The organism is Streptomyces sp. CHD11 (assembly GCF_018638295.1).
Lineage (GTDB): Bacteria > Actinomycetota > Actinomycetes > Streptomycetales > Streptomycetaceae > Streptomyces.
The window spans coordinates 1-25,232 of the sequence record NZ_JABTTS010000034.1 but is presented as its reverse complement, the minus strand read 5'-3'; the positions used below and the strand labels follow the sequence as shown (position 1 = coordinate 25,232).

26 protein-coding genes, 2 pseudogenes and 1 riboswitch are annotated in these 25,232 nt (G+C 68.8%); of the genes and pseudogenes, 14 read left to right on the top strand and 14 right to left on the bottom strand.

Annotated features, from left to right (window positions below; genetic code table 11):
* Positions 1 to 65: 65 nt before the first annotated feature.
* Complete coding sequence (thiC, locus tag HTV45_RS28910) at positions 66 to 1,862, bottom strand: phosphomethylpyrimidine synthase ThiC (protein ID WP_251692952.1); 1,797 nt, start codon at positions 1,860 to 1,862, stop codon at positions 66 to 68.
* A riboswitch (TPP riboswitch) is annotated at positions 1,855 to 2,044 on the bottom strand. (Overlaps the previous gene by 8 nt.)
* A 72-nt stretch (positions 2,045 to 2,116) precedes the next feature.
* Here thiC and HTV45_RS28905 point away from each other — a divergent pair.
* Entirely contained in the window at positions 2,117 to 3,538 is a 1,422-nt protein-coding gene (locus HTV45_RS28905) for a YibE/F family protein (RefSeq protein ID WP_215208842.1), read from the top strand.
* A gap of 66 nt (positions 3,539 to 3,604) precedes the next feature.
* Here the strand turns inward: HTV45_RS28905 and HTV45_RS28900 are convergent, their stop codons facing one another.
* The 4 genes from HTV45_RS28900 to HTV45_RS28885 form a co-directional block, all read right to left on the bottom strand.
* The gene (locus HTV45_RS28900; RefSeq protein WP_215208841.1) at positions 3,605 to 4,039 is read right to left on the bottom strand and encodes an SsgA family sporulation/cell division regulator; all 435 of its coding nucleotides are present in this window, start codon (positions 4,037 to 4,039) and stop codon (positions 3,605 to 3,607) included.
* A 98-nt stretch (positions 4,040 to 4,137) separates the two neighbouring features.
* Entirely contained in the window at positions 4,138 to 4,932 is a 795-nt protein-coding gene (locus tag HTV45_RS28895; protein WP_285899700.1) for an IclR family transcriptional regulator, read from the bottom strand.
* Between the two features lie 224 nt (positions 4,933 to 5,156).
* The gene (locus tag HTV45_RS28890; RefSeq protein WP_215208840.1) at positions 5,157 to 5,369 is read right to left on the bottom strand and encodes a DUF5326 family protein; all 213 of its coding nucleotides are present in this window, start codon (positions 5,367 to 5,369) and stop codon (positions 5,157 to 5,159) included.
* 150 nt (positions 5,370 to 5,519) lie between these two features.
* A complete protein-coding gene (locus HTV45_RS28885; protein ID WP_215208839.1) occupies positions 5,520 to 5,837 on the bottom strand; it encodes a cupin domain-containing protein in 318 nt (105 codons plus the stop codon).
* Between the two features lie 60 nt (positions 5,838 to 5,897).
* Between HTV45_RS28885 and HTV45_RS28880 the strand changes: the two genes are divergently transcribed.
* The 6 genes from HTV45_RS28880 (at position 5,898) to HTV45_RS28855 (ending at position 10,597) form a co-directional block, all read left to right on the top strand.
* Positions 5,898 to 6,275: a phage holin family protein gene (locus HTV45_RS28880; protein WP_215208838.1), complete on the top strand. Its 378-nt coding sequence runs from the start codon at positions 5,898 to 5,900 to the stop codon at positions 6,273 to 6,275.
* 5 nt (positions 6,276 to 6,280) lie between these two features.
* Complete coding sequence (locus HTV45_RS28875) at positions 6,281 to 6,772, top strand: low molecular weight protein-tyrosine-phosphatase (RefSeq protein ID WP_215208868.1); 492 nt, start codon at positions 6,281 to 6,283, stop codon at positions 6,770 to 6,772.
* Positions 6,769 to 7,938, top strand: coding sequence for a cystathionine gamma-lyase (locus HTV45_RS28870; RefSeq protein WP_215208837.1), 1,170 nt, complete (start codon positions 6,769 to 6,771; stop codon positions 7,936 to 7,938). The genes HTV45_RS28875 and HTV45_RS28870 overlap by 4 nt, the downstream gene beginning before the upstream one ends.
* 228 nt (positions 7,939 to 8,166) lie before the next feature.
* Positions 8,167 to 9,072, top strand: coding sequence for a LysR family transcriptional regulator (locus HTV45_RS28865; RefSeq protein WP_215208836.1), 906 nt, complete (start codon positions 8,167 to 8,169; stop codon positions 9,070 to 9,072).
* A gap of 87 nt (positions 9,073 to 9,159) precedes the next feature.
* Positions 9,160 to 9,642 carry an NUDIX domain-containing protein gene (locus HTV45_RS28860; RefSeq protein ID WP_215208835.1) on the top strand — a complete coding sequence of 161 codons (483 nt, stop codon included), beginning with the start codon at positions 9,160 to 9,162 and terminating at the stop codon, positions 9,640 to 9,642.
* An 88-nt stretch (positions 9,643 to 9,730) separates the two neighbouring features.
* On the top strand, positions 9,731 to 10,597 hold the full coding sequence (locus tag HTV45_RS28855; RefSeq protein WP_215208834.1) for a GNAT family N-acetyltransferase: 867 nt from the start codon (positions 9,731 to 9,733) through the stop codon (positions 10,595 to 10,597).
* 74 nt (positions 10,598 to 10,671) lie between these two features.
* Here the strand turns inward: HTV45_RS28855 and HTV45_RS28850 are convergent.
* Positions 10,672 to 11,048 (bottom strand): annotated as a pseudogene (locus HTV45_RS28850) (heme-binding protein).
* Here HTV45_RS28850 and HTV45_RS28845 point away from each other — a divergent pair.
* Positions 11,038 to 11,189: pseudogene (locus HTV45_RS28845) on the top strand (MarR family transcriptional regulator); the annotation flags it as partial. The pseudogenes HTV45_RS28850 and HTV45_RS28845 sit on opposite strands and share 11 nt — an antisense overlap.
* 9 nt (positions 11,190 to 11,198) lie before the next feature.
* Complete coding sequence (locus HTV45_RS28840) at positions 11,199 to 11,651, top strand: GNAT family N-acetyltransferase (RefSeq protein ID WP_215208833.1); 453 nt, start codon at positions 11,199 to 11,201, stop codon at positions 11,649 to 11,651.
* Between the two features lie 70 nt (positions 11,652 to 11,721).
* Here the strand turns inward: HTV45_RS28840 and HTV45_RS28835 are convergent, their stop codons facing one another.
* A complete protein-coding gene (locus HTV45_RS28835; protein ID WP_215208832.1) occupies positions 11,722 to 13,107 on the bottom strand; it encodes a serine hydrolase in 1,386 nt (461 codons plus the stop codon).
* Between the two features lie 105 nt (positions 13,108 to 13,212).
* On the bottom strand, positions 13,213 to 13,821 hold the full coding sequence (locus HTV45_RS28830) for a TetR/AcrR family transcriptional regulator (protein WP_215208831.1): 609 nt from the start codon (positions 13,819 to 13,821) through the stop codon (positions 13,213 to 13,215).
* A 70-nt stretch (positions 13,822 to 13,891) separates the two neighbouring features.
* Here HTV45_RS28830 and HTV45_RS28825 point away from each other — a divergent pair, with 70 nt between their 5' ends.
* Entirely contained in the window at positions 13,892 to 14,785 is an 894-nt protein-coding gene (locus tag HTV45_RS28825) for an NADP-dependent oxidoreductase (protein ID WP_215208830.1), read from the top strand.
* A gap of 265 nt (positions 14,786 to 15,050) precedes the next feature.
* On the opposite strand, the gene dnaB is transcribed toward HTV45_RS28825, so the two are convergent.
* On the bottom strand, positions 15,051 to 16,529 hold the full coding sequence (gene dnaB, locus HTV45_RS28820; protein ID WP_215208829.1) for a replicative DNA helicase: 1,479 nt from the start codon (positions 16,527 to 16,529) through the stop codon (positions 15,051 to 15,053).
* Between the two features lie 459 nt (positions 16,530 to 16,988).
* Here dnaB and HTV45_RS28815 point away from each other — a divergent pair, with 459 nt between their 5' ends.
* Positions 16,989 to 18,326, top strand: coding sequence for an MATE family efflux transporter (locus tag HTV45_RS28815; protein WP_215208828.1), 1,338 nt, complete (start codon positions 16,989 to 16,991; stop codon positions 18,324 to 18,326).
* A 92-nt stretch (positions 18,327 to 18,418) separates the two neighbouring features.
* On the opposite strand, the gene rplI is transcribed toward HTV45_RS28815, so the two are convergent.
* From rplI to rpsF, 4 genes are all read right to left on the bottom strand, one after another.
* On the bottom strand, positions 18,419 to 18,865 hold the full coding sequence (gene rplI / locus HTV45_RS28810; RefSeq protein WP_103545903.1) for a 50S ribosomal protein L9: 447 nt from the start codon (positions 18,863 to 18,865) through the stop codon (positions 18,419 to 18,421).
* Between the two features lie 18 nt (positions 18,866 to 18,883).
* Entirely contained in the window at positions 18,884 to 19,120 is a 237-nt protein-coding gene (rpsR, locus tag HTV45_RS28805) for a 30S ribosomal protein S18 (RefSeq protein ID WP_003949403.1), read from the bottom strand.
* 42 nt (positions 19,121 to 19,162) lie between these two features.
* On the bottom strand, positions 19,163 to 19,777 hold the full coding sequence (locus tag HTV45_RS28800) for a single-stranded DNA-binding protein (protein WP_215208827.1): 615 nt from the start codon (positions 19,775 to 19,777) through the stop codon (positions 19,163 to 19,165).
* A gap of 77 nt (positions 19,778 to 19,854) precedes the next feature.
* Entirely contained in the window at positions 19,855 to 20,145 is a 291-nt protein-coding gene (gene rpsF, locus HTV45_RS28795) for a 30S ribosomal protein S6 (RefSeq protein WP_004985983.1), read from the bottom strand.
* A 314-nt stretch (positions 20,146 to 20,459) separates the two neighbouring features.
* Here rpsF and HTV45_RS28790 point away from each other — a divergent pair, with 314 nt between their 5' ends.
* From HTV45_RS28790 to HTV45_RS28780, 3 genes are all read left to right on the top strand, one after another.
* Positions 20,460 to 20,762 carry a hypothetical protein gene (locus tag HTV45_RS28790; RefSeq protein WP_215208826.1) on the top strand — a complete coding sequence of 101 codons (303 nt, stop codon included), beginning with the start codon at positions 20,460 to 20,462 and terminating at the stop codon, positions 20,760 to 20,762.
* Between the two features lie 178 nt (positions 20,763 to 20,940).
* Entirely contained in the window at positions 20,941 to 22,062 is a 1,122-nt protein-coding gene (locus HTV45_RS28785; protein ID WP_215208825.1) for a peptidoglycan bridge formation glycyltransferase FemA/FemB family protein, read from the top strand.
* Positions 22,063 to 22,163: 101 nt separating this feature from the next.
* A complete protein-coding gene (locus HTV45_RS28780) occupies positions 22,164 to 23,195 on the top strand; it encodes an alanine racemase (protein ID WP_215208824.1) in 1,032 nt (343 codons plus the stop codon).
* 100 nt (positions 23,196 to 23,295) lie between these two features.
* Here HTV45_RS28780 and HTV45_RS28775 read toward each other — a convergent pair whose 3' ends face one another.
* Positions 23,296 to 24,804, bottom strand: coding sequence for a glycosyltransferase family 87 protein (locus HTV45_RS28775; RefSeq protein ID WP_215208823.1), 1,509 nt, complete (start codon positions 24,802 to 24,804; stop codon positions 23,296 to 23,298).
* Positions 24,805 to 25,232: the final 428 nt, after the last annotated feature.

The following is a 25,232-nucleotide window of genomic DNA, read 5'->3' as shown; positions in this document are numbered from 1 at the left end:
TCGCATCCCTTCGGGCCCGCCCGCGGGAGCGGCACCACCACAGGCACCGCTGCCGCGCCGGACACTCAGTCCGCGATCGGCAGGTACACCCGGTTCCCGCTCGCCGCGAACTCCTCCGACTTCTGCGCCATGCCCCGCTCGATCTCGGCCCGGCTGCCCCCGTGTTCACGGCGGATGTTCTGGGAGATCTTCATCGAGCAGAATTTCGGACCGCACATCGAGCAGAAATGGGCCGTCTTGGCGGGCTCCGCCGGGAGGGTCTCGTCGTGGAACGCGCGGGCCGTGTCCGGGTCCAGGGCGAGGTTGAACTGGTCCTCCCACCGGAACTCGAAGCGGGCGTCGGAGAGCGCGTCGTCCCATTCCTGGGCACCGGGGTGCCCCTTGGCGAGGTCGGCGGCGTGGGCGGCGATCTTGTAGGTGATGACGCCGGTCTTGACGTCGTCGCGGTTGGGCAGGCCCAGATGTTCCTTGGGCGTGACGTAGCAAAGCATCGCCGTGCCCCACCAAGCGATCATCGCGGCACCGATACCGGAGGTGATGTGGTCGTACGCCGGCGCGACGTCGGTGGTCAGCGGGCCGAGCGTATAGAACGGGGCTTCCTCGCAGATCTCCTGCTGGAGGTCGATGTTCTCCTTGATCTTGTGCATCGGGACATGGCCCGGCCCTTCGATCATGGTCTGCACGTGGAGACGCTTCGCGATCGTGTTGAGTTCGCCGAGCGTGCGCAACTCCGCGAACTGCGCCTCGTCGTTGGCGTCCGCGATGGAGCCGGGCCGCAGTCCGTCACCGAGCGAGTAGGTGACGTCGTAGGCGGCGAGAATCTCGCAGAGTTCCTCGAAGTTCTCGTACAGGAACGACTCCTTGTGATGCGCCAGGCACCACGCGGCCATGATGGAGCCGCCCCGGGAGACGATTCCCGTCTTGCGGTTGGCGGTGAGTGGCACGAACGGGAGGCGCACACCCGCGTGGACCGTCATGTAGTCCACGCCCTGCTCGGCCTGTTCGATGACTGTGTCCTTGTAGATCTCCCAGGTCAGCTCCTCGGCCCGGCCGTCGACCTTCTCCAGGGCCTGGTACAGCGGCACCGTGCCGATCGGGACGGGGGAGTTGCGCAGTACCCATTCACGGGTGGTGTGGATGTTGCGGCCGGTGGAGAGGTCCATGACCGTGTCGGCGCCCCAGCGGGTCGCCCATGTCATCTTCTCCACTTCTTCCTCGATCGAGGAGGTCACCGCCGAGTTGCCGATATTGGCGTTGACCTTCACCAGGAACCGCTTGCCGATGATCATCGGCTCGATCTCCGGGTGGTTGACGTTCGCGGGCAGCACCGCTCGGCCCGCCGCGATCTCCTCGCGGACCACCTCGGGCGAGACGTTCTCCCGGATCGCCACGAACTCCATCTCGGGGGTGACCTCACCACGGCGCGCGTACGCCAGCTGTGTGACCGCCTGCCCCGGGCGGCCCCGGCGCGGCAGGCGTGGGCGCCCGGGGAAGACGGCGTCCAGGTTGCGCAGGCCTCCGCGCGGAGCGGTGTGCTTGATGCCGTCGTCCTCGGGACGGACGGGCCGGCCCGCGTACTCCTCGGTGTCGCCGCGGGCGACGATCCAGTTCTCCCGCAGGGGTGCCAGCCCCCTGCGCACATCGGTGTCGACGAGCGGATCGGTGTACGGGCCGGATGTGTCGTACAGCGTGACCGACTCCCCGTTGGTGAGGTGCACCTGGCGGACCGGCACCCGCAGATCGGGGCGGGTGCCTCCGACGTACGCCTTGTGCCAGCCGATGGACTTCCCGGCCTCCCCGTTCCCCGACGTCTCCGTCGGGTTCTGGCTGGAGGCAGGCGTGCGTGCGTCCTTGTTGGTCATGAGACCTACTCCCTACGCCGGCATTACCCGGTAACAGGTTCGGCGGTCGACGCAGCGGTTTTCGTCTGCCGACGTTCCGTGTGAAACATCACTCGACTTCGGTGATGTTTCATGTGAAACATCGCTGGGACGAAGGTCAGCGCCCTCTCAGCCCGGTGCTCCGAGCTCCCGCGTGTACAAAAGGTGTCACCACGCTAGCGTCCTTTCTGGCGCGGTGAACAGAGGGCCCGCTCGCTTCTTGCGATGATCGGGCGGTGACCCCGACTCAGCCTCCCCCGTACCCACCGCCCGAACCCCCCCGTGACCCCGGCGCCGGAAGCGGACAGGGGCACGGGCACAGTCACAGCCACGGACCGGCGGCGCCCGTCTCCCAGCATCTGCGCAAGGTCATCGCGGCGATCCTGATTCCGTTCGCCGCGGCGGTGCTGATCGGGCTGGCGGTGCTGTGGCCGGGCGGCGCCCCGGCGCACGAACGCACCGGTGTCGGTTTCGACCGCCAGACACAGCACGCCACGGTCACCAAGGTGGTCGAGGTGAGCTGCCAGTCCGTGAACGCCTCCGGAGGCGTGCCGACCGGTGACACCTCCACGGCCGAGGGGTCCTCCGCCCAGCAACAGGCGGACGGCCGTTGCAAGAAGGCGACGATCCGGGTCGACACCGGCGACGACAAGGGCCGTACGTTCAACGAGATCGTGCAGCCGGATCAGACCCGACAGCTGGAACAGGGTCAGGAGGTCGTGGTCGCCTACGAGCCCTCCGCGCCCGAGGACCTTCAGTACTCCGTCACCGACGTGAACCGGCGGCTCCCTCTGGCGCTGCTCGCCGGCATCTTCGCGCTCGCCGTCGTGGCTGTGGGACGACTGCGCGGGGTCATGGCGCTCGTCGCCCTGGCGGTCAGCTTCCTGGTGCTGAACTTCTTCATCCTGCCGGCCATCCTGCAGGGGTCGAACCCGCTGGTCGTGGCCGTGGTGGGAGCGAGCGCGATCATGTTGCTCGCCCTCTATCTGTGCCACGGGCTGTCTGCACGCACCTCGGTGGCGGTGCTCGGCACCCTCATCTCACTGCTGCTGATCGGCGTTCTGGGGTCGGTGTTCATCGGCTGGGCCGCGCTCACCGGAAACACGGACGACAACACCGGTTTGATTCACGGGCTGTATCCCGGGATCGACATGAGCGGCCTGCTGCTGGCCGGCGTGATCATCGGTTCGCTCGGTGTTCTCGACGACGTGACGGTCACCCAGACGTCCGCGGTCTGGGAGCTGCACGAGGCCAATCCGTCGATGGGCCGGCGCGGGTTGTACCGCGCGGGCATCCGTATCGGCCGCGATCACATCGCGTCCGTGGTCAACACCCTGGTCCTCGCTTACGCCGGCGCCGCGCTGCCCCTGCTGCTGCTCTTCTCCATCGCTCAGAGCAGTGTGGGGACGGTGGCCAACAGTGAGCTGGTCGCGGAGGAGATCGTACGTACCCTCATCGGCTCGATCGGCCTGGTCGCCTCGGTGCCGGTCACCACGGTGCTCGCCGCACTGGTGGTCTCGGCCGACCGTCCGTCGGCGGGAGACCACGAGGGGCAGGGGCAGGAAGAGGGGCGGGGGCGCACGCAGGAACGCGGACAGGTGCCGGAGGCCCGCTCGGCCCCGGGGCGCGGTGGACGGGGCAAGCGCCGTAAGCGGTGAGATCCGTGTGGCGGAACGGGTGCTGAAGCGTTCCGCCACACCGGCCCACCCGACTGGCGCAACGCTTCAGCCGGCACTCTGCTCCGCCAGGATCCGGTCCAGCGCGTCGTCGAGGTGGGCGTCGAAATCGGCGAGCGCCCCCTCCTGGCCCAGCGGCACCAGCTTGTCGGTGCGGTCGAGGAAGGCCACAAGCGGCGCGGTCGACGACCGGAAGAGCGCCTGGTCGCTGCCGACCTGAAGCCGGATCAGCACCTCGCCCAACATGTCGGGGTCGACCGGTGAGACCCGTACGTCCCCCTCACCGCACGGCCGGCCGACACCGTCAATCAGCAACTCCCTGCCGAAGGCCCAGGTCACCGGCGCGTCCCCGGGCAGATGAAAGGTCAGCCGCACGGCGTAGGGATCACCGGTGTCGTAGCGCAGCTCCACCGGGATGCGGAAGGAAAGCTCCTCCGACACGAGGAAGCTCATCATGACCTCTGCCTGTACCGATTCGCGCATCGCCTACCCCGTCATTCGCCGCGGACTGGCCGGGCATGGATCCTGACACCAGATGAAATCTTGCTGAACGTACACACCAGATCACAAGGAGTGAGTTTTCAGATACTGATAGACAGCGTCAGTGAATCCAGCAGGCGCCCCAGTTCGGCCTGCAGAAGACGGGCCGCGGGGATGAGCCGGTCGGCCTGATGTGCGGGCAGGGAGATGGCCACCGATGCCGCCGCCCCACCGAGAGTGATCGGAATGGCGGCACACACCGTCCCCAGAGCATATTCCTGACGCTCTGTCACCAGTGCCATGCGTGGCGTACGGTCCAGCCGTCGGAGCAGGCTGTGATCGTCGCGGACGGTGTAGGGCGTGACCGGGCACACCGGATGGCGGCTCAGATGGTCACGACGGGCCTCGCTGTCGAGCTGGGAGAGGAGAGACTGCCCAATGGCGTGAGCATGGCCGGTCTCCCGGAAGTCGGCCCACTCCTCCACCGCGGGGTTGCCCGGGGTGTCGGAGACACAGACGACCTCGATCTCGCCCTCGCGGTACACCGCGTAATACACGGGGACGCCGATCGCGTCACGCCAGCGGGCGAGAGTGTCGACGACCTTGCTGCGACGTTTCTGCTGCGCTCCGCTGCCGCTGAGCAGCTCGGCCGCCTCCCCCAGGAAGAACAGCCCTTTGTCGCGGCGCAGATAGCCCTCGTGCACCAGGGTGCGCAGCAGGTGGTACGTGGTGGGGAGCGCCAGCCCGGTCTCACGGGCCAGTTGTTTGGCGGGCGCCCCGCACGCGTGCCCGGCGACGGTCTCCAGCAGGCGCATGGCCCGCTGCACGGAGCCGATGAGGGTCGCGGTGGGCGCGGTGGGCGCCGGGGAGCGGGGCTGCGGGGGGACCGCGGCCAGAGGGGCTGAGGCGGTACCAGTCGTGGCCAAGGGGCACTCCCGAAACGCGAGGGGGCAGCCCGTGCGGGGAACACGGGTGGGGGGTCGCCGCTCGCGGGGATCGTCCCCGCGTCGAGTTCCGGACTCTAACGGGCTGTCACCGCACCCGGACGGCCCGTGGGCGAAACTTCCCCCGCGCGAGGGAACCGGTGATTCCTGTTACCGCCTCACCGGTCCCCCTCAGCTCACCAGTCGCTGCGCGACGAGGAACTCGTCATGAACTTGCGTACGACGTAGATCAGCCCGCCGACCAGTGCCACGAACACCAGCAGCTTGAAGAGCAGTCCGATCACGAACCCGACCACGCTCGCGATCAGCCCGCCGAACACCACCAGAGCGATGACCGGCACCGCGATCCACTTCACCCACCACGGCAGTCCCGCGAAAATCTCCCGCATCGCCCTTGTCCTTGTCTCTCCGCCCGCCGAGTGCCGGGTCGTGTCACATGATGTCCTGCATCCGATGCTAGAGCGGCGGAGGGGCCGCCGGGGGCCTCGTACCCCTTGTCCTCCCCTGACCGATCCCCTAGGGAACCCTGAGGGCCCGGCTCAGCTCTCGGGGGGAGAGAACACCACCAGGACCCGCAGATCCTCGCTGATGTGGTGGAACTTGTGGGCCACGCCGGCCGGTACGTACACGACGCTGCCCCGCGCCACCTGGGTGGTCTCCATACCGACGGTGATCGACGCCCGGCCGCTGACGACGAAGTACACCTCGTCCTGCTGGTGCGGCTGCTGAGGGTCCTGGACGCCTGCGTCGAGGGCGTAGAGACCCACTGACATGTTCCGCTCCCGCAGGAACTGCAGGTAGGCCCCGTCGTTGGCGGCGCGCTCCGCCTCCAGTTCGTCCAGCCGGAATGCCTTCATCTCCTGGTTACGCCCCTACCTCACTGCTCAAGCCCGATCGTGTCTGTCACGATCAGACACATGATGAATTTCCTAGTCAAGACGATCGCCAACGCGGGTGCCCTCGCGGTAGCGGTGTGGCTGCTCGCCGACATCACCCTGACCGGGGACAGCACGGGCAAGGAGATCGGCACCCTGATCCTGGTCGCCCTGATCTTCGGCCTGGTGAATTTCCTGGTCAAGCCGGTCGTGAAGCTCCTCAGCCTCCCCCTGCTCATTCTGACCCTGGGGCTGTTCACCCTGGTCGTGAACGCCCTGATGCTGCTGCTCACCTCCTGGCTCGCCGACAAGCTGGACCTGAGCTTCCACGTGGAGGGCTTCTGGACGGCCGTACTGGGCGGCCTGATCATCTCCGTCGTCTCCTGGGCGCTCAACGTCGTCCTGCCCGACAAGGACTGAGCACGATTACCTACCGGACCTGTTTCGTCTGTACCGGCAACATCTGCCGTTCGCCCATGGCCGGGTCCGTGTTCCGCGCGCGGGTGGCGGCGGCCGGGCTCGGCAGTCCGGTCGAGGTGGACAGCGCCGGTACGGACGGCCGGCACGAGGGCGAGGGCGCCGACCCCCGCGCGCAGACCGTTCTGCGGGCGAACGGCTACGACGCCGGCCACACGGCGCGGCGGTTCGCTCCCTCCTGGTTCGCCCGCCTCGACCTCGTCATCGCGCTCGACGCCGGGCACTACACGCGGCTGCGGCGCCTCGCCCCCGCGCAACGGGACGCGGACAAGGTGCGTCGCTTGCGTTCGTACGACCCGGCCGCCGGCGACGACCTCGACGTACCGGATCCCTACTACGGGGACATCGACGGTTTCGACGAGGTTCTTGAGATGGTGGAGGCGGCGAGCACCGTTCTGCTCGAGGCGGTACGCACGGACCTGGAAGGACAGGCGGCATGAACGATTCGACGACGGGCGCGGGCCACGGCCCGCTCCGGCCCGGCGGAGCGGGTGACGGGACCCGGGTGGTGCGCGCCGGGCTGCCCGAGCCGGTCAAGCACGAGCCGACCCTGCCCGGCCCCGTGTTCGCGGCCCACTTCCATCTGCCGGGCGACCCCACCGGCCCGTACACCTACGGCCGGGACGAGAACCCCACCTGGACCCTGCTGGAACGGGCCATCGTCGGACTGGAGGCCCCCGGACGCGACGATGCCGAGGCTCTGGTGTTCGCCTCGGGCATGGCCGCGATCTCGTCGGTGCTCTTCTCCCAGCTGCGCGCCGGGGACGCGGTCGTCCTGCCGGACGACGGTTACCAGGCACTGCCCCTGGTGCGAGCTCAGCTGGAGACGTTCGGCATCGAGGTGCGCACCGCGCCCACCGGCGGCGACGCCCAGCTCGAGATCCTCGACGGCGCGAAGCTGCTGTGGATCGAGACGCCCTCGAATCCGGGGCTGGACGTGTGCGACGTACGGCGTCTCGCCGAGGCGGCACACGCCCAGGGCACCCTGGTCGCCGTCGACAACACCCTCGCGACGCCACTCGGCCAGCGTCCGCTCGAGCTCGGCGCGGACTTCTCGGTGGCCAGCGGCACCAAGCAGCTCACCGGGCACGGCGATGTGCTCCTGGGGTACGTCACCGGACGCGATGCCGACGCCATGGCCGCAGTCCGGCGCTGGCGCAAGATCGCCGGGGCGATCCCCGGGCCCATGGAGGCCTGGCTCGCACACCGTTCGATCGCCACACTCCAGTTGCGTGTCGACCGGCAGAACGCCACCGCGCTGGCACTGGCCCGGGCGCTGCGCGAGCGGCCGGAGGTGACGGGACTGCGCTACCCGGGGCTGCCCGACGACCCCTCGTACGCGATGGCCTCGCAGCAGATGCGGCGCTACGGGTGCGTGGTGTCCTTCACATTGCCCTCGCGCGCGCGTGCGGACCGTTTCCTCGACGCGCTGCGGCTCGTGGACGACGCCACCAGCTTCGGCGGGGTACGGTCCACGGCGGAACGGCGCGGGCGCTGGGGCGGGGACGCGGTGCCGGAAGGCTTCATCCGCTTCTCCGTGGGGGCCGAGGACCCGGAGGACCTGGTGGCCGACGTCCTGCGCGCTCTGACCGATTCGGGCACCTGACCAGCCATACCGGCGGCGTCGAACGTCGGCCGGTGCACCGCGGCGGACGGTCCGAACCTCCCCCCTCGTGGCTCGGACCGCCCGCGGTTCCCCGCGCGAAGAACCGCGGAGCCAAGGCTAGTTGACTGAGTGTCAGTGTCCAATCACAGTAGCGACAGCGACCTATCGACATTTTTATAGTTGGCCACGTCCGGACGCGCAGCCGAGGCCGACCGAGGAGGGTGTGCCGTGGACCTGGCCTTGCTGCGGACCTTTGTGACCGTGCACCGGGCCGGTTCCTTCACCCGTGCCGCCGCTCTGCTGGGCCTCTCCCAGCCGGCCGTCACCTCTCAGATAAGAACGCTGGAACGGCAGCTGGGACGTCCTCTCTTTCTGCGCCGGGCGCGCGGTGTGACGCCGACGACCATCGGGGACGAGCTGGCCCACAGGGCCGCACCGCATCTCGACGCCCTGGTGGAGATAGCCGAGTTCGGGCCTGCGGACGGCTCCTTCTCACGGACACTGCATCTGGCCGGCCCTCCGGAGTTCACCGCCGAGCGGGCGCTGCCCTCGCTCACCGAACTGGCCCGGGAGGACGGCCGGGGTTTCGCCCTGCGCGCCTCCTTCGGAACCGCCGAGGAAACCCTGGAAGGGCTTGCCGCCGGACATCACGATCTGGCCATCAGCACGGCCCGTCCACGCGGTGCCCTGCTCTCGTCGACTGCGCTCTGCGACGAGGAGCACGTCCTGGTCGCCGCCCCGCGTTGGGCCGAGCGGAGCGGATCCGGCACGCACCACAGGGCCGGCCCGTCCGCCCTGGAACGGATCCCGGTGGTCGAGGTGCACGAGTCGCTGCCGTTCGTCGCCCGCTACTGGGCGTCCGTCTTCGACTCCCGTCCGGCCGCCCCGGGCACCGTCATCGTCCCGGATCTACGCGCGGTGCTGTCCTGCGCCACCGCAGGCGCGGGGCTGGCAGTACTGCCGCGTTACCTGTGTACGGGAGCGCTCGAGCGCGGGGAGGTGGTCACCTTGCATGAACCGGCGGTGCCCCCGCTGCGCACCTACTTCCTGGTGATCCGCACGGGCACACTGGCACTGCCGCACATCGCGCGGGCCCACGCGCGGCTGGTGCAGGCGGCGACCGACTGGTGCTGAGCCGCGAGGCGGGGAGCACACTGCCCGAAACCGGTCCGTGTGATCGCACGATGTTTCACGTGGAACCAGTCGGGCCACATTGTCCCCATGACCGTCCGACCCGTGGTCAAGCGCACCGCACGAGCCGTTCTGCTGGACGGCGAGCATCTGGTTCTCATCAAGCGCACCAAACCTGGCATGGATCCGTACTGGCTCACTCCGGGCGGCGGTGTGGAACCGGAGGACTCGACCGTCGTGGACGCCCTGCACCGGGAGGTGTACGAGGAGCTCGGCGCGAAGATCACCGATGTGGTGCCCTGTTTCGTCGACACCGTGGAGCACATCGGCGAGGACGGCGGCGCCACCGGCGTCAAGGTGCAGCACTTCTTCGTCTGCCGTCTGGAATCCATGGACCCGTCCCTGCGGCACGGTCCAGAGGTCGACGAACCCGTCGGTGAGTACGAGATCGTCCGGGTGCCGTTCACCCGTGTCGGTATCGCCTCCGTCCACCTCGTACCGCTGTCGCTGCGGCACTACCTGGACGGCAACATCGAAGGTGTGCGCGCCATGCACGCCCCCGACCTGGGCTGACCCCGACGCTTCCCGCATGGCTGAAAGCCCGTGCGGGTCTGCCCAAACAGGTGGACGCCGAAGCCCCCTGTCGGACAGCCTGACCTGCGTGTCGACACCTTCCCTTGACTCATCGCCCATCCGCCGACTGACGCTCCGCGATCTCACCGCCTGCGCCGACTTGTCCGAGGACCGGGGGTGGCCACGAGAGGAGCACAAGTGGGGTCTCCTCCTCGCGGCCGGGAAGGGGTACGGCATCGACGACCCCGGCGGTGGTCTGGTGACCGCCTGCATCATCACCGAGTACGGGCCACAGCGGCAGCCCGCTTTCGCGGCCATCGGCATGGTCCTGGTCGCACGACGGCATGCGCGCCGGGGGGTGGGACGCCGGCTGACGCGTCATGTCGTCGCGGCGATGGGGACGACTCCGCTCACCCTGCATGCCACCCCGTCCGGCAGACCGCTCTACGAGGAGTTCGGCTTCAAGGTCACCGGCCGGGCAGAGATGCTGCGGGGTCGCCTTCTCCCGCCGGCTACGCGGCAGGCGGTCGCCACCCGTGCCGCGACGGCGGGCGACCTTCCCGCGATCCTCCGGCTCGACGAGGAGGTCTTCGGAGCGGACCGCACGCACATCGTGACCCGGCTGCCCGCCTTCGCCGATCAGCTGCGCGTCGCCGAGGAGTCCGGACAGCTCATCGGATACGCGGCCGCCTGGCCCAACATGGAGACTCATGTCGTGGGCCCGCTGATCGCCCGTGACACCGCGACCGCGCAGGCGCTGCTCGCCTCCCTCGCCGAGCACACCGACCGGCCCCTGCGCACCGACATCGACGTATGGCACGAGGAACTGCTGGGCTGGGCGAAGGATCATGGACTGTCGTCCGTCGCGTTCAACGACGTCATGACGTACGGGGTCACGGAGCTGCCCGGGGACCGGAGCCGCCGGTTCGCCCCGGTGACGGTCGCGGCGGGCTGACACCCACCGAAGCGGTGGCGCCGGGACCTGAGGAGACTCAGTACCGGCGCCGCCGTGTGTCACGAGGCAGGGCGTCAGGCGATGGCCTCCATCGCCGCCGTGGCGAAGGCGGGGTCCTGCTCCGGCGCGCCGCCACCGACGCCGATCGCGCCGATGGGCCGTCCGTCGCGCCGGATGGGCACACCACCGGCGGTGAACAGCAGCGGCCGGTCGAGTGCGGGCAGGGTGTGGAAAAGGCCTCCGGGCCGTACGGCGTCCACGAGTCCGGCGGTGGACGCGTGCGGTTGGAGCGTGGTGTACGCCTTGCGGGTGCTGGTCTCACCGGAGATCATCACCGCGCGGTCGTCCCGGCGGGACGGGAGGTGAGCAAGTGGCCGCCGGCGTCGAGCACGGTGACGCCGACCGTGACTCCGGCCGCCTCGGCGGCCTCACGGACGGACACCAATGTCACCGAGGCCGGTCTCGAGCCCCTGGACGAGGCACGGCCGACCGATGACACCGCCCTGCGCGAGGCCCTCGAGCAGGGGGCGAGAAACCCGGAACTGGTGCCGCTGGGGCCCCGGAAACCCTGAAGGCCCCGGTCCCCGCATAGGCTGCCGTCATGGGAGATCTTGAGATACGCGCCGCGGTCGCCGGTGACATCCCGGCGATCGTCGGCATGCTCGCCGACGACCCCCTGGGCGCCCAGCGTGAGTCACCGGACGACGCCACTCCCTATCTGACCGCTATGGAACGGATCGAAGCCGACCCGAACCAGCACCTGGTCGTGGCGGTCCGCGAGGAACGCGTCGTCGGTACGCTGCAGCTCACGATCGTTCCAGGACTGTCCCGCCGCGGCTCGACCAGGTCGATCATCGAAGGGGTCCGCGTCCACGCGGACGAGCGCGGCACCGGCCTGGGTACCCTGCTGATCGAGTGGGCCATCGGCACATCCCGCCGGGAGGGATGCCGACTGGTTCAGCTGACATCCGACAACACCCGCACCGATGCCCACCGCTTCTATGAGCGGCTCGGCTTCACGGCCTCCCACCTGGGCTTCAAGCTACCGCTGTGACACGACGCCCCGGGTCCTGGTTTCACGTGAAACAGGGCCTGGCCCCGACTCCCCCGGCGACCGGGTGGGGCTAGCCGATACCCCGCCACCCCTCGGTATCCGCTCCGCCGGGTACGCCGGCCCTCTCCTCATAGGGCCGGCGCGTGAACACGAACGATCCCAGGTCGAGATGACGCACCGTTCCGTCCGGCCGTCGTACGGCCTTCAGGACCTCACCGGCGTAGTAACCCTCCAGCCCCCTCCATGTCCCGTCCCCGTTCGAACGGAAACGTGAGCGCCGGCCGTTGCCGGACAGCGGCTCCAGCGAGACGAAGCCGTCGGCCGAGAGGCGCAGCGCGAAGGCGTGCGTCCCCCAGTACCACTGGCCCACCAGTTCCAGCACCGTCGGATCGGCCTCCCGCAACGGCTGCCAGGGAGCCGGGATACGCGGTTCCGCCTCTGCGACGATCCGGACGAGATCCGCGGCGACCGTGTACGGCGCGGGCCCCGATGTGCAGTTGGTGAGGACGACCGCGCTCACGTCGTCGGCCACGCTGACGGTCAGACAGGCAAGAAAACCCGGAAGCGACCCGGTGTGTCCGATGAGAGCACGTCCGTGCTGGTGACGAAGCTCAACGCCCAGGCAGTACGCGTAGCCGTCGGCCACGTCCGCCGCCTCGACCGGTGTCGCCGGGGTGATCATCTCCCACAGGGACTCGGCGCTCAGTACTCGCTCGTCCCCCCGGGCCAGGAAGGCCGCGAAACGCGACAGGTCACCGGCGGTGGACCACAGTTGCCCTGCGGGTGCCATCACCCCGAGATCCTCCAGGGGCTCGGGCATCATCACATCCGCCCACGGGTGCACCGCCCAGCCATCCGCATGCGGCGCCTCCGGTCTTCCACTCGTGCGATGCAGGCCCAGCGGTTCGAGCACTTCCCGCCTGAGGACTGCTTCCCACGGAGCACCGCGGAGCTTCTCGACCAGGGCGCCCAGCACGGCGTATCCCGGGTTCGAGTAATGGAACCGCCGTCCCCTTGCGTGTACCTGCGGCTGTTCGCCCAGTACATCGGCGAGCCCGGGCCGCAGGGAACCCGGGGTCCGCTCCCACCAGGGGCCTGGAGTCTCGGCGGCCAGGCCACCACTGTGCGAGAGCAGCTCGGCGATCGTCGCCTCACCCACCCCCGTGCCCGGAAGGTGTCGGTCCAGCGGATCGGAGAGGTCCAGCATTCCCGCGTCACGCAGCCGGAGCACCAGGACCGCGGTGAAGGTCTTGGTGATCGAACCGATCCGGTACTGCACGTTCTCGTCCGAGGTCTGTCCGCCCATCCCGGCTCGTGCCCCGGTCCACACCGTCTTGCCGCCCCGCGCCACGGCCGCGACCAGGGAGGGGGCACGCCCCGTGCTCTGGGCTACGGCGATCCGGTGCAGCAGGGCGCGTCGGGTTCCGGGCAGCAGTTCTTCCTCAGGCGTCGTCATGCGCTCAGTCCAGCACGGTGGCCGGACCAGGCGCCGCGGTGACGGGCAGGTTCCCGCGGCACGTGTCGGGCATCGATCCCGCAACCAGCGGATCCGCTCACTGCCTCACGCCGTGTCGGTACGTGGACCGGCGCTCGGAGCAGGACGGGTGGCCTCCCACGCCGCCTCGATCATGGGGAAGATCTCGTCCAGGGCGGCCTGGGGGTCGGCCGCTTCGCGGGCCAGTGAGTAGGCGTCGATCACGAACCGCGCGATGGTGCGGGCGGCGGTCTCGCTCCGGGTCAGACCGGAATCGGCGGCGATGACCGTGGCCAGGGCATCCGCGTGGCGCAGGCGGATCGACTCCTCGTACTTCCGCAGGGCGGGAGAGGCGTCGATCATGCGCCAGATCGGGGCGGCGCTTTCCGCGGTGCAATGCCGCACCAGGGCCAGAATCTCGCGGCGCAGCGCGGGGATGAGCGGCTCGTGCGGCGCCCGGCCGGTGACCGCCCGCGTGAGGCGCTGCTCGAAGTCCTCGTCCTGCTCGAACACCAGGGCCTCTTTCGAGGCGAAGTGGGAGAAGAGCGTGGTGACGGCCACGTCGGCCTCGGCGGCTACGTCCCGGATGCCCACCGCGTCGTAGCCGCGTTCCAGGAAGAGGCGCAGCGCGGTGTCGGCGATCTTCTGGCGGGTCGCGGCCTTCTTGCGCTCACGGCGTCCGGACTCCACGGTCATGAACGCAGACTACCAGGTACGAAAGAATAACTGTAAGGAAAAGCTATCGGTTAGTGTTATGTTCGGCGGCATGAAGAAGGTGAGCTTCGCCGAGTTCGGCGGTCCGGACGTTCTGCAACTCGTTGACGCCGAGGAGCCCCACGCGGGCCCCGGCCACATACGCATCGCCGTACGGGCGGCGGGCGTGAATCCCGTCGACTGGAGAATCCGTGAAGGCCAGATCCTGGGGGCCCATCCGGTCGAGCTGCCCTCCGGGCTCGGGCTCGACGCCGCCGGGGTGGTGGACGAGGTCGGCGAGGGCGTCGTGGGGGTCGAGGTCGGTGACCGGGTGTTCGGCGAGGGCTCCAGCACCTACGCCGAGACCGCCGTGCTGTCGGCCTGGGCCCGGATGCCGTCGGAGCTGACGTTCGAGGAGGCGGCGGGGTACCCCTCCGTGATGGAGACCGCGCTGCGCGTCATCGGTGAGACCGGTGTGCGGCGGGGCCAGACTCTTCTGGTCAGCGGCGCGGCCGGGGGAGTCGGATCGGCGGTGCTGCAGATCGCCCGCGACCGCGGCATCACGGTGATCGGCACGGCCGGTGCCGCGAACCAGGGGTATCTGCGCGGTCTCGGTGCCCTCGCCACCACCTACGGCGAGGGCTGGGCTGAGCGGGTCCGGCGGCTCGGTACCGTCGACGCGGCTCTCGATCTGGCCGGTTCGGGTGTGATCCGCGAGCTGGTCGAGCTGACCGGGAATCCGGAGAAGGTCGTCTCCATCGCCGATCTCGGTGCGCCGGAGTTCGGTGCCCGGTTCTCCGGTACGGCCGGCAGCATGCCCGCGGCGCTCGCACAGGCCATCGACATGATCTCGTGGGGCCGACTCCACATCCCGGTCGCGAAATCGTACGCGCTCGCCGAGGCCGCGGCGGCCCACATCGACAGCCAAGCCGGTCACACGCGCGGGCGCCGGGTCCTGGTCATCTGAGCCGCATCCCGCGCGGCCACACGGCACGGCAGGCCGCACGCCCCGTACCGCGCCTGCCGGGGCCCGCCTGAAGTGGTACGCCACGCACCACGCGCGGGATCCCGAGCCGGCCCGCGCACCTCATGGGCGCTGCCGGAACCCGACCTGGATCCGACGGCGCCCCTGACGTGGCGCACTCCCCTGACCTGCGCGTCTCACGGACAGGCCGTCATGTGCCAAGATCGAATGAGACGGTGCCACGGGATCTGAGAACCCACATGACGGGTCAGGTCTGTGCCATGTCGACGAAGCGCGAGTAGTGGCCCTGGAAGGCGACGGTGATCGTCGCCGTCGGACCGTTTCGGTGCTTCGCCACGATCAGATCGGCCTCACCCGCGCGTGGGGACTCCTTCTCGTAGGCGTCCTCTCGGTGCAGCAGGATCACCATGTCGGCGTCCTGCTCGATAGAGCCCGACTCACGCAGGTCCGAGACCATCGGCTTCTTGTCGGTGCGCTGCTCGGGGCCACGGTTGAGCTGGGAGAGCGCGATCACCGGTACCTCGAGTTCCTTGGCGAGGAGCTTGAGGTTACGGGACATGTCCGAGACCTCCTGCTGGCGGCTCTCGGCGCGCTTGGAGCCGCCGGACTGCATCAGCTGGAGGTAGTCGATGACGACCAGCTTCAGATCGTTGCGCTGCTTCAGGCGACGGCACTTGGCACGGATCTCCATCATCGACAGGTTCGGGGAGTCATCGATGTAGAGGGGCGCCGCCGAGACGTCCGGCATCCGGCGCGCCAGACGCGTCCAGTCCTCGTCGGTCATCGTGCCGGAACGCATGTGATGCAGGGCGACACGGGCCTCGGCGGACAGCAGACGCATCGCGATCTCGTTGCGCCCCATCTCGAGCGAGAAGATGACACTGGGCAGGTTGTTCCTGATGGACGCGGCCCGGGCGAAGTCCAGGGCGAGCGTCGACTTGCCCATCGCGGGGCGCGCGGCGATGACGATCATCTGCCCGGGGTGCAGCCCGTTGGTGAGCGAGTCGAAGTCGGTGAACCCGGTGGGTACTCCGGTCATCTCGCCGCTGCGCGATCCGATCGCCTCGATCTCGTCGAGGGCGCCCTCCATGATGTCGCCGAGCGGCAGGTAGTCCTCGCTGGTGCGCTGTTCGGTGACGGCGTAGATCTCCGCCTGCGCGCGGTTGACGATCTCGTCCACGTCGTCGTCGGCCGCGTATCCCATCTGGGTGATGCGCGTACCCGCTTCGACGAGACGGCGCAGTACGGCACGCTCGTGCACGATCTCCGCGTAGTACGCCGCGTTCGCCGCCGTGGGAACCGTCTGGACGAGGGTGTGCAGATACGAGGCCCCGCCGACCTTGGTGATCTCGCCGCGCTTGGTCAGTTCCGCGGCGATCGTGATCGGGTCGGCCGGCTCGCCCTTGGCATAGACATCGAGGATGGCGGTGTAGACGGTCTCGTGGGCCGGCTTGTAGAAGTCATGGCCCTTGAGGATCTCGACCACGTCGGCGATGGCGTCCTTGGACAACAGCATGCCGCCCAGGACGGACTGCTCGGCATCGAGGTCCTGTGGCGGCACTCTCTCGAACGCGGAGCCTCCGCCGTCCCACCCGTCGCTGTCCCGGCCGCGGTCGTGCTGCTCGTCGCGGCCCTGGCCGCGGTCGTCGCGACGGCGGGAAGCGGGCAGACGATCACTGGGACCGGTGTCGGCCCACGGGTCGTCCAAGGGCTCGGAAATGCTCACCGAGCCACCTCCTCCCGTCCGCCGAGCGGACCTCGCCGCGCCATTCTGTTCTACGGCACGGCACTGACAAATAGGACGCCCGACTCCGTTTGTCGCGCGCCGGTTTTGTGGCGTTTGTGAAACCGGTGGACGGAGCGGGCGCCGGACCACCGTAGGCCCGTCGGCACCGTCAGCCAATCTGGTTATCCACAGGCCATGTGGACGACCGGCCCAATGCTGTGGAGAACTGCACAAAACCTGTGCACGAGCCGGTGGACAGCCCTGTGAACAAGCTCCGACCTCCTCGCCACATGCGCTGTTGACCTGCGGCTTTGCCGTCCACCGGTTGTGCAGAAGAAAAACTTCCCCGGTCGGATCAAGATCCAGGCCCACGGTGTACCCAAGCACACACCCTGCGCGATGAAGTAAGGGTCATAATGGCTTTGCATCTCTTACCTGTGGACGGATAGATTGGTGCACATGACACAGGCCCCCGCCCGCCCCGGAGCCGCTCGACGACAGCATGACCGAGAGATCATCATGCTGGCCGTGCCGGCCTTCGGGGCCCTCGTCGCCGAGCCGCTGTTCGTCATGGCCGACAGCGCTATCGTCGGCCATCTCGGCACGGCACAGCTCGCGGGTCTCGGCATCGCCTCGGCTCTGCTCGTGACCGCCGTCAGCGTCTTCGTCTTCCTGGCCTATGCCACGACAGCAGCCGTCGCCCGCCGGGTCGGGGCCGGCGACCTGGCCTCGGCCATTCGCCAGGGCATGGACGGCATCTGGCTGGCGCTGCTCCTCGGCGCCGCCGTTGTCGCCGTCGTCCTGCCCACGGCGCCCGCCGTCGTGGACCTCTTCGGCGCCTCCGACACAGCGGCCCCCTACGCGATCACGTACCTGCGAATCTCCACCTTCGGCATACCGGCGATGCTCGTCGTACTCGCCGCGACCGGAGTCCTGCGTGGCCTTCAGGACACCAGAACCCCTCTGTACGTCGCCATCGGGGGCTTCCTCGCCAACGGGTTCCTCAACGTCGCACTGGTCTACGGCGCCGGCCTCGGCATCGCCGGCTCCGCCTGGGGCACCGTCATCGCGCAGTGGGGCATGGCCGCTGTCTATCTGGCCGTGGTGCTCCGCGGAGCGCGCAGACACGGGGCATCGCTGCGCCCGGACGCCGCCGGAATCAGGGCCTCGGCCCAGGCGGGTGCGCCTCTGCTGGTACGCACCCTCTCCCTCCGGGCCATTCTGATGATCGCGACAGCCGTCGCCGCACGCCTGGGCGACTCCGATATCGCGGCGCACCAGATCATCCTTTCCTTGTGGAGCCTGCTCGCGTTCGCGCTGGATGCCATCGCCATCGCAGGGCAGGCCATCATCGGGCGCTATCTGGGAGCCGGCGATGCCCAAGGGGCACGCGAGGTGTGCCGTCGCATGGTCCAGTGGGGGATGGCGTCGGGTGTCGTCCTCGGTGCACTGGTGATCCTCGCCCGGCCCGTGTTTCTTCCTCTGTTCACCAGCGACGCCACGGTCAAGGACGCGGCTCTGCCGGCGCTGGTGATCGTGGCGCTGTCCCAGCCGATCTGCGGCATCGTCTTCGTTCTGGACGGGGTACTGATGGGTGCCGGCGACGGACCGTATTTGGCCTGGGCGATGCTGTTGACCCTCGCGGTGTTCGCTCCGGTCGCCCTGTTGGTTCCTGCCCTCGGAGGTGGGCTCACCGCACTGTGGGCGACGATGACGCTCATGATGAGCGTGCGCATGTTGACCCTGTGGCTCCGTACCCGCTCGGGCCGCTGGGTCGTCACGGGCGCCGCGCGCTGACCGTTTCACGTGAAACAAGGCCATGGGGGCCGCACCCAGAAGGGTGCGGCCCCCATGTACTCACTGGATCACTGCGTCAGCAAGCGTGGCATTCAGCCGGCGACGACCTCGAGGTTGACCTTGGCGGCCACCTCGGGGTGCAGACGCACGGACGTCTCATGGGCGCCCAGCGTCTTGATCGGCGCGCCCAGCTCGATGCGGCGCTTGTCGACCTCGGGACCACCGGCAGCCTTGATCGCGGAAGCGATGTCGGCCGGGGTGACGGAGCCGAAGAGACGACCGGCGTCGCCGGAGCGAACGGCCAGACGAACCTTGACGCCCTCGAGCTGGGCCTTCACCTGGTTGGCCTGCTCGATGGTCTGGATCTCGTGGATCTTGCGAGCACGACGGATCTGCTCGACGTCCTTCTCGCCACCCTTGGTCCAGCGGATCGCGAGCTTCCGCGGAACCAGGTAGTTGCGAGCGTAACCGTCCTTGACGTCGACGACGTCGCCCGCGGCACCGAGGCCGGAGACCTCGTGGGTGAGGATGATCTTCATCTGTCGGTCACCCTTCCCTTATCGCGCGGTGGACGTGTAGGGCAGCAGCGCCATCTCACGGCTGTTCTTGACGGCCGTGGCGACATCACGCTGGTGCTGCGTGCAGTTGCCGGTCACGCGGCGGGCACGGATCTTGCCGCGGTCGGAAATGAACTTCCGCAGCATGTTCGTGTCCTTGTAGTCCACGTACGTGACCTTGTCCTTGCAGAATGCGCAGACCTTCTTCTTAGGCTTGCGCACAGGCGGCTTCGCCATGATGTTTCTCCTGTGTGATCAAGAAGTGTGGGTACGGCCCACCTAGAAGGGGGGCTCGTCCGAGTAGCCGCCGCCGCTGCCACTGCCGCTGCCGCCGGAGCCACCGCCCCAGCCCCCGCCGCCACCCTGCTGGCCACCGGCGGGAGCGCCGGTCGCCCATGGGTCGTCCGCGGGAGCGCCGCCGCCCTGCTGGCCGCCGCCGGGGCCGCCGCCCCAGCCGCCGCTACCCTGGGCGCCACCGCCCTGCGGGCCGCCGCCCTGGCCGCCGCCATAGCCACTCTGGCCACCGCGGCCGGTGGTCTTCGTGACCTTGGCCGTGGCGTTGCGCAGACTGGCGCCGACTTCCTCGACGTCCAGCTCATAGACCGTGCGCTTGACGCCCTCACGGTCCTCGTAGGACCGCTGCTTCAGCCGGCCCTGCACGATGACGCGCATGCCTCGCTGGAGCGACTCGGCGACGTTCTCCGCCGCCTGACGCCAGACCGAGCAGGTCAGGAACAGGCTCTCGCCGTCCTTCCACTCGTTCGTCTGACGGTCGAAGGTGCGGGGGGTCGACGCGACACGGAACTTCGCGACGGCCGCACCGGACGGGGTGAAGCGCAGCTCGGGGTCGTCGACAAGATTGCCGACGACCGTGATGACGGTCTCGCCTGCCATGGGGGAACCTCTCGGCGGGTTTGCTGCTGGCTGCTTGTCCTGCTACTCGGATCCCGGGATCAGCTGAGCGGAAAAGCTCAGTGGGTCTCGGGACGGAGGACCTTGGTCCGGAGGACCGACTCGTTCAGGTTCATCTGGCGGTCGAGCTCCTTGACGACCGCAGGCTCGGCCTGCAGGTCGATGACCGAGTAGATGCCCTCGGGCTTCTTCTTGATCTCGTACGAGAGACGACGACGGCCCCAGGTGTCGACCTTCTCGACCTTTCCGCCGCCATCACGGACGACGGAGAGGAAGTTCTCGATCAGCGGGGAGACTGCACGCTCCTCGAGATCGGGGTCGAGGATGACCATCACCTCGTAGTGACGCATGTGGAACCCACCTCCTTTGGACTCAGCGGCCACGGTCGTTCCGTGGCAGGAGGGTCGTGATGCGTTGCGCAACGATGTCCGTCAGTAAAACAGCCGCCACTGACATCGAGTCGGGCAGCGGTTACCGGACCGGCGGGGACGGACCGTGGTCCTGCCCTGCTCGTGTCCGGATTCTGTCCGGACAGACACCGGTGCAGACGCTACAGAGTACCCGCACAGCGGCTTCCGGTTGAAATCCGGCCGTGAGGAGCGTCAATCTGTACACATCGGGTGTGTACGGCGCTACGATCCGCCGACTCTCGCAGGAGGTGCCCATGGCACAGGCATTGCGACCCAACACCGCCGGAGGCCTGTTCGCCACGGACGGCAAGCCTCATCCGCTCCAGGACACGCTGCTCGCTGTGACCCTGGTGCTGGGTATCACGTCCTTCACCACGGCGATGTTCCACCATCTGCACCTGATCAGCTCCTGGACCGGTCTGGTGGGGATCCTCATCGGCGCGTACGGCCAGTGGATCTCCGTGACGACGCGCGAGCGCTTCGGCCTCGTCCTGGGGCTCGGTGCCTCGGCGGTCGGGTTCTTTCTGGGCATGGCACACGGCGGACTCTTCGGCTGACTCCTCGACCGGCACCGGGCACCACGCGTCCCACCACACCGTCGAACGCCCCGTCCGGCCGCCGGCCGGGGTGAAGGTCCGTGCGCCCAACCGGGGCGCCCCCTGGGCGCAGTAGGCTTCGCGCGAGAGCCGGAGCCCCTGAACCCATGGGGACACACCAGCCCGAGGAGCGCCCCGAATGAGCCTGACCCTGAGGACCATCAGCCGTGAGCAGCATCTGGCCTACATCCAGAGTCTGCCGTCGGCTAGTCACATGCAGGTCCCGGCCTGGGCTGATGTCAAAGCGGAATGGCGCTCGGAGAGCCTCGGCTGGTTCGACGACCGGACCGGTGAGCTGGTCGGGGCCGGTCTCGTTCTCTACCGGCAGCTTCCCAAGATCAAGCGGTATCTCGCCTACCTGCCCGAGGGCCCGGTCATCAACTGGTTCTCGCCGAATCTTCAGGAGTGGATCGAGCCCATGCTCGCGCACCTGAAGCAGCAGGGTGCCTTCTCCGTGAAGATGGGTCCGCCGGTGATCATCCGGCGCTGGGAGGCCTCGACCATCAAGAGGGGTATCCAGGACCAGGACGTGAAGCGGTTGCGCGATCTGGAGGCCGACTTCATCGAGCCCCGTGCCTTCGAGGTCGCCGACAAACTGCGCCGCATGGGGTGGCAGCAGGGAGAGGACGGCGGCGCCGGCTTCGGCGACGTCCAGCCGCGCTACGTCTACCAGGTGCCGCTGGCCAACCGCTCCCTGGAAGAGGTCCACAAGAACTTCAACCAGTTGTGGCGCCGCAACATCAAGAAGGCGGAGAAGGCCGACGTCGAGGTCGTCCAGGGCGGTTACAACGACCTGCCCGAGTGGCAGCGGCTCTACGAGATCACGGCCGTGCGCGACCACTTCCGGCCCCGCCCGCTGTCGTACTTCCAGCGTATGTGGACGGCCCTCAACACCGAGGACCCCAACCGCATGCGGCTGTACTTCGCCCGGCACAACGGCGTGAACCTGTCCGCGGCGACGATGCTGATCGTCGGCGGACACGTCTGGTACTCCTACGGCGCCTCCGACAACATCGGCCGTGAGGTCAGGCCCTCGAACGCGATGCAGTGGCGGATGCTGCGGGACGCCTACGCGCTCGGCGCCACCGTCTACGACCTGCGGGGCATCTCCGACTCGCTGGACGAGACCGACCACCTCTTCGGGTTGATCCAGTTCAAGGTGGGCACGGGCGGCCAGGCCGCCGAGTACCTCGGCGAGTGGGACTTCCCGCTGAACAAGCTGCTCCACAAGGCGCTCGACATGTACATGTCGCGGCGCTGACGGGTTCTTCGTCACGGTCTTCGTCTTCGCAGCCCCGACGGCTTCGTTGGCTCCCATACCTTTGATACACCGCAGCCACGAGAAAGGTTCCAGGTCCGGCCATGGCGCTCACGCTCTACGTCGACACCGCGCGCTGGCGGGCGCATCACAAGCACGTGCAGGAGCAGTTCCCGGGGCTGGTCCCGGTCTGCAAGGGCAACGGCTACGGCTTCGGCCACGAGCGTCTCGCCGAGGAAGCCACCCGGCTGGGCTCGGACGTCCTCGCCGTCGGCACGACGTACGAGGCCGCCCGGATCAAGGACTGGTTCGGTGGTGACCTGCTGGTACTGACGCCGTACCGGCGGGGGGAGGAACCGGTGCCGCTGCCCGACCGGGTCATCCGCTCGGTGTCGTCGGTCGACGGCGTGTACGGCCTGGTCGGTGCCCGTGTGGTCATCGAGGTCATGTCCTCGATGAGGCGTCATGGCATCAGCGAGCAGGACCTGGCCCAACTGCACTCCGCCATAGAGAACGTGCGGCTGGAGGGCTTCGCCATCCATCTGCCCCTGGACCGTACCGACGGCTCGGACGCCGTCGAGGAGGTCATCGGCTGGATGGACCGCCTCCGGGCTGCCCGCCTCCCCCTGCACACGATGTTCGTGAGTCACCTCAAGGCCGACGAACTGGTCCGGCTGCAACAGCAGTTCCCGCAGACCCGTTTCCGCGCCCGGATCGGCACCCGGCTGTGGCTGGGCGACCACGAGGCGACCGAGTACCGGGGCGCGGTCCTGGACGTGACACGCGTCGCCAAGGGGGACCGGTTCGGCTACCGGCAGCAGAAGGCGGCCTCCGACGGCTACCTGGTGGTCGTGGCGGGCGGTACGTCCCACGGAGTGGGCCTGGAGGCGCCCAAGGCCCTGCACGGGGTCATGCCGCGCGCCAAGGGCGTCGCCCGGGCCGGCCTCGCCACGGTCAACCGGAACCTCGCGCCCTTCGTCTGGGGTGGCAGGCAGCGCTGGTTCGCCGAGCCGCCGCACATGCAGGTGTCGATTCTCTTCGTGCCCTCGGACGCCCCGGAGCCGCAGGTCGGCGAGGAACTGGTGGCCCATCTCCGGCACACCACGACGCAGTATGACCGGCTGGTCGACCGCTGACGGCGAGAAGGCCGGGCACGGATCTCCCGTGCCCGGCCTTTCTCTGCCCCGCATCCGCCCTGTATGCGCCCCGACGGGGCGTCCCATGGCGCCAGTTCGCTCAGAGCGAACCGCCTGTGGCTCCCGTTCTGCCCCACTCGACCCTGGGCCCTTCGAACTGGACCGCGTGCCGTGCGGGACGGTCCGCGGGGCCGAGTACGAAGACGTCCTCGGCTCCGTCGAGCACACCGCCCGAAGGGTCGTCGTCACCGGACCGGCGCACCGGGTCCCGTTCCGGCATCAGGATGTCGCGTACGACCATGGCACACAGATAGAGCGTCCCCAGCAGATGCATGCCGATGACCCAGTGGTAGCCGTCGACGGGCAGGCCCTTGTGAGCATCACCGCTGGTCGTGTAGGCGAGGTACATCCAGATGCCCACGAAGTACGCCACCTCGCCGGCCTGCCAGATGAGGAAGTCCCGCCACTTCGGCCGGGCGAGGGCCGCCAGCGGTACCAGCCACAGGACGTACTGCGGTGAGTAGACCTTGTTGGTGAGAACGAACGCCGCGACGATCAGGAACGCGAGCTGGGCGAAGCGCGGCCGACGGGGAGCGGTGAGCGCCAGTGCCGCGACGCCCCCGCAGCACAGCAGCATCAGCAATGTGGCAAGCGTGTTGACGGTGTCGGTGCTCAGCGGGTCGTCCGAGTTCTGCGCCAGGATCAGCCAGAAGGATCCGAAGTCCACGCCCCGTTCCTGGCTGAACGTGTAGAACTTCGACCAGCCGTCGAAGGCAAACAGCATCACGGGGCCGTTCACGACCAGCCAGGCGACCGCCGCTCCGGCGAGGGCTGTTCCGTACTGCCGCCATCGGCCCGCGCGCCAGCACAGCACCAGCAGCGGGCCGAGCAGCAGCACGGGATAGAGCTTGGCGGCCGTGGCAAGACCCAGGAGGACGCCGAAGGCGAGGGAACGTCCTCGGGACCACATCAACATCGCGGCGGCCGTCAGAGCGACCGCCAGCAGGTCCCAGTTGATGGTCGCGGTCAGCGCGACGGCCGGGGCGAGCGCGATCAGCAGACCGTCCCAGGGACGCCGGGCGTGCGTACGCGTCACACAGACGGCGATGACGGCCGCGCAGGCCATGAGCATCCCTGCGTTGACCATCCAGTACCACTGCTCCTGGTCCTGGATGCTGCCGCTGCCGGGAGTGAGCCAGGAAGCGACCTCCATGAACACGCCGGTCAGCACCGGATACTCGAGGTACTCCATGTCCCCGGGGAGCTGGTCGAAGTACGGCACCAGCCCGTCGGCGAAGCCGCGCCCCTGATAGAGGTGCGGAATGTCCGAGTAACAGGCGTGTGTGTACTGGGAGCTGGCGCCGAAGAACCAGGCGCCGTTGTAGCACGGCGCCTTCTGCACCAGGCCGAGCGCGAACATACCGATCGCCACGAGCGCGATCACCCGCACCGGGGTCCACCAGGACCTTCCGGTCAGGGCGCGTCGCCCGAGCGGCCCGCCGATCAGCTCACTGCCGGCAGCGGCGACCCGGTCCTCCTCGGTAGGCAGCACCGGCTCCGGCTCGTGGACGCTCGCTTGCGTCGATTCTCCACTGGGCATGCCGCACATCCTGCCGTACCTGGCCGGCGATACGCCGAGGGCCGCCGTACCCGGTGGGTACGGCGGCCCGTGTTTCACGTGAAACACCCAGTTCAGGCGAGAGGGCGGTCAGCCGGCCGGGCCTCCGAAGAAGCCGCCGCCGCCACCGTTGCCATTGCCCCTGCTGCCCCCCGGGTCCTCACTTTCCGTGGGATCGGGCGAGGAGCTCGCGCCTCCGTCCGTGCCGCCGTTGTCCTCCCCACCCGGGCCGGTGCCGCCCGTCTCCTCTTCCTCGTCCTCACAGCGGAAGTCGAAGGGACCACAGGTCTCCGTCTGCGTGGGCGGCGGCGGGGTGGTGGGCGTCTCGCTCTTCGTGGGCGGCGGCGGGGTCGAAGGAGTCGACTCCTCGGTCTGCGTGGCGCTCGGGGTCGGGGGGGGGGGGCCCCCCCCCCCCGACC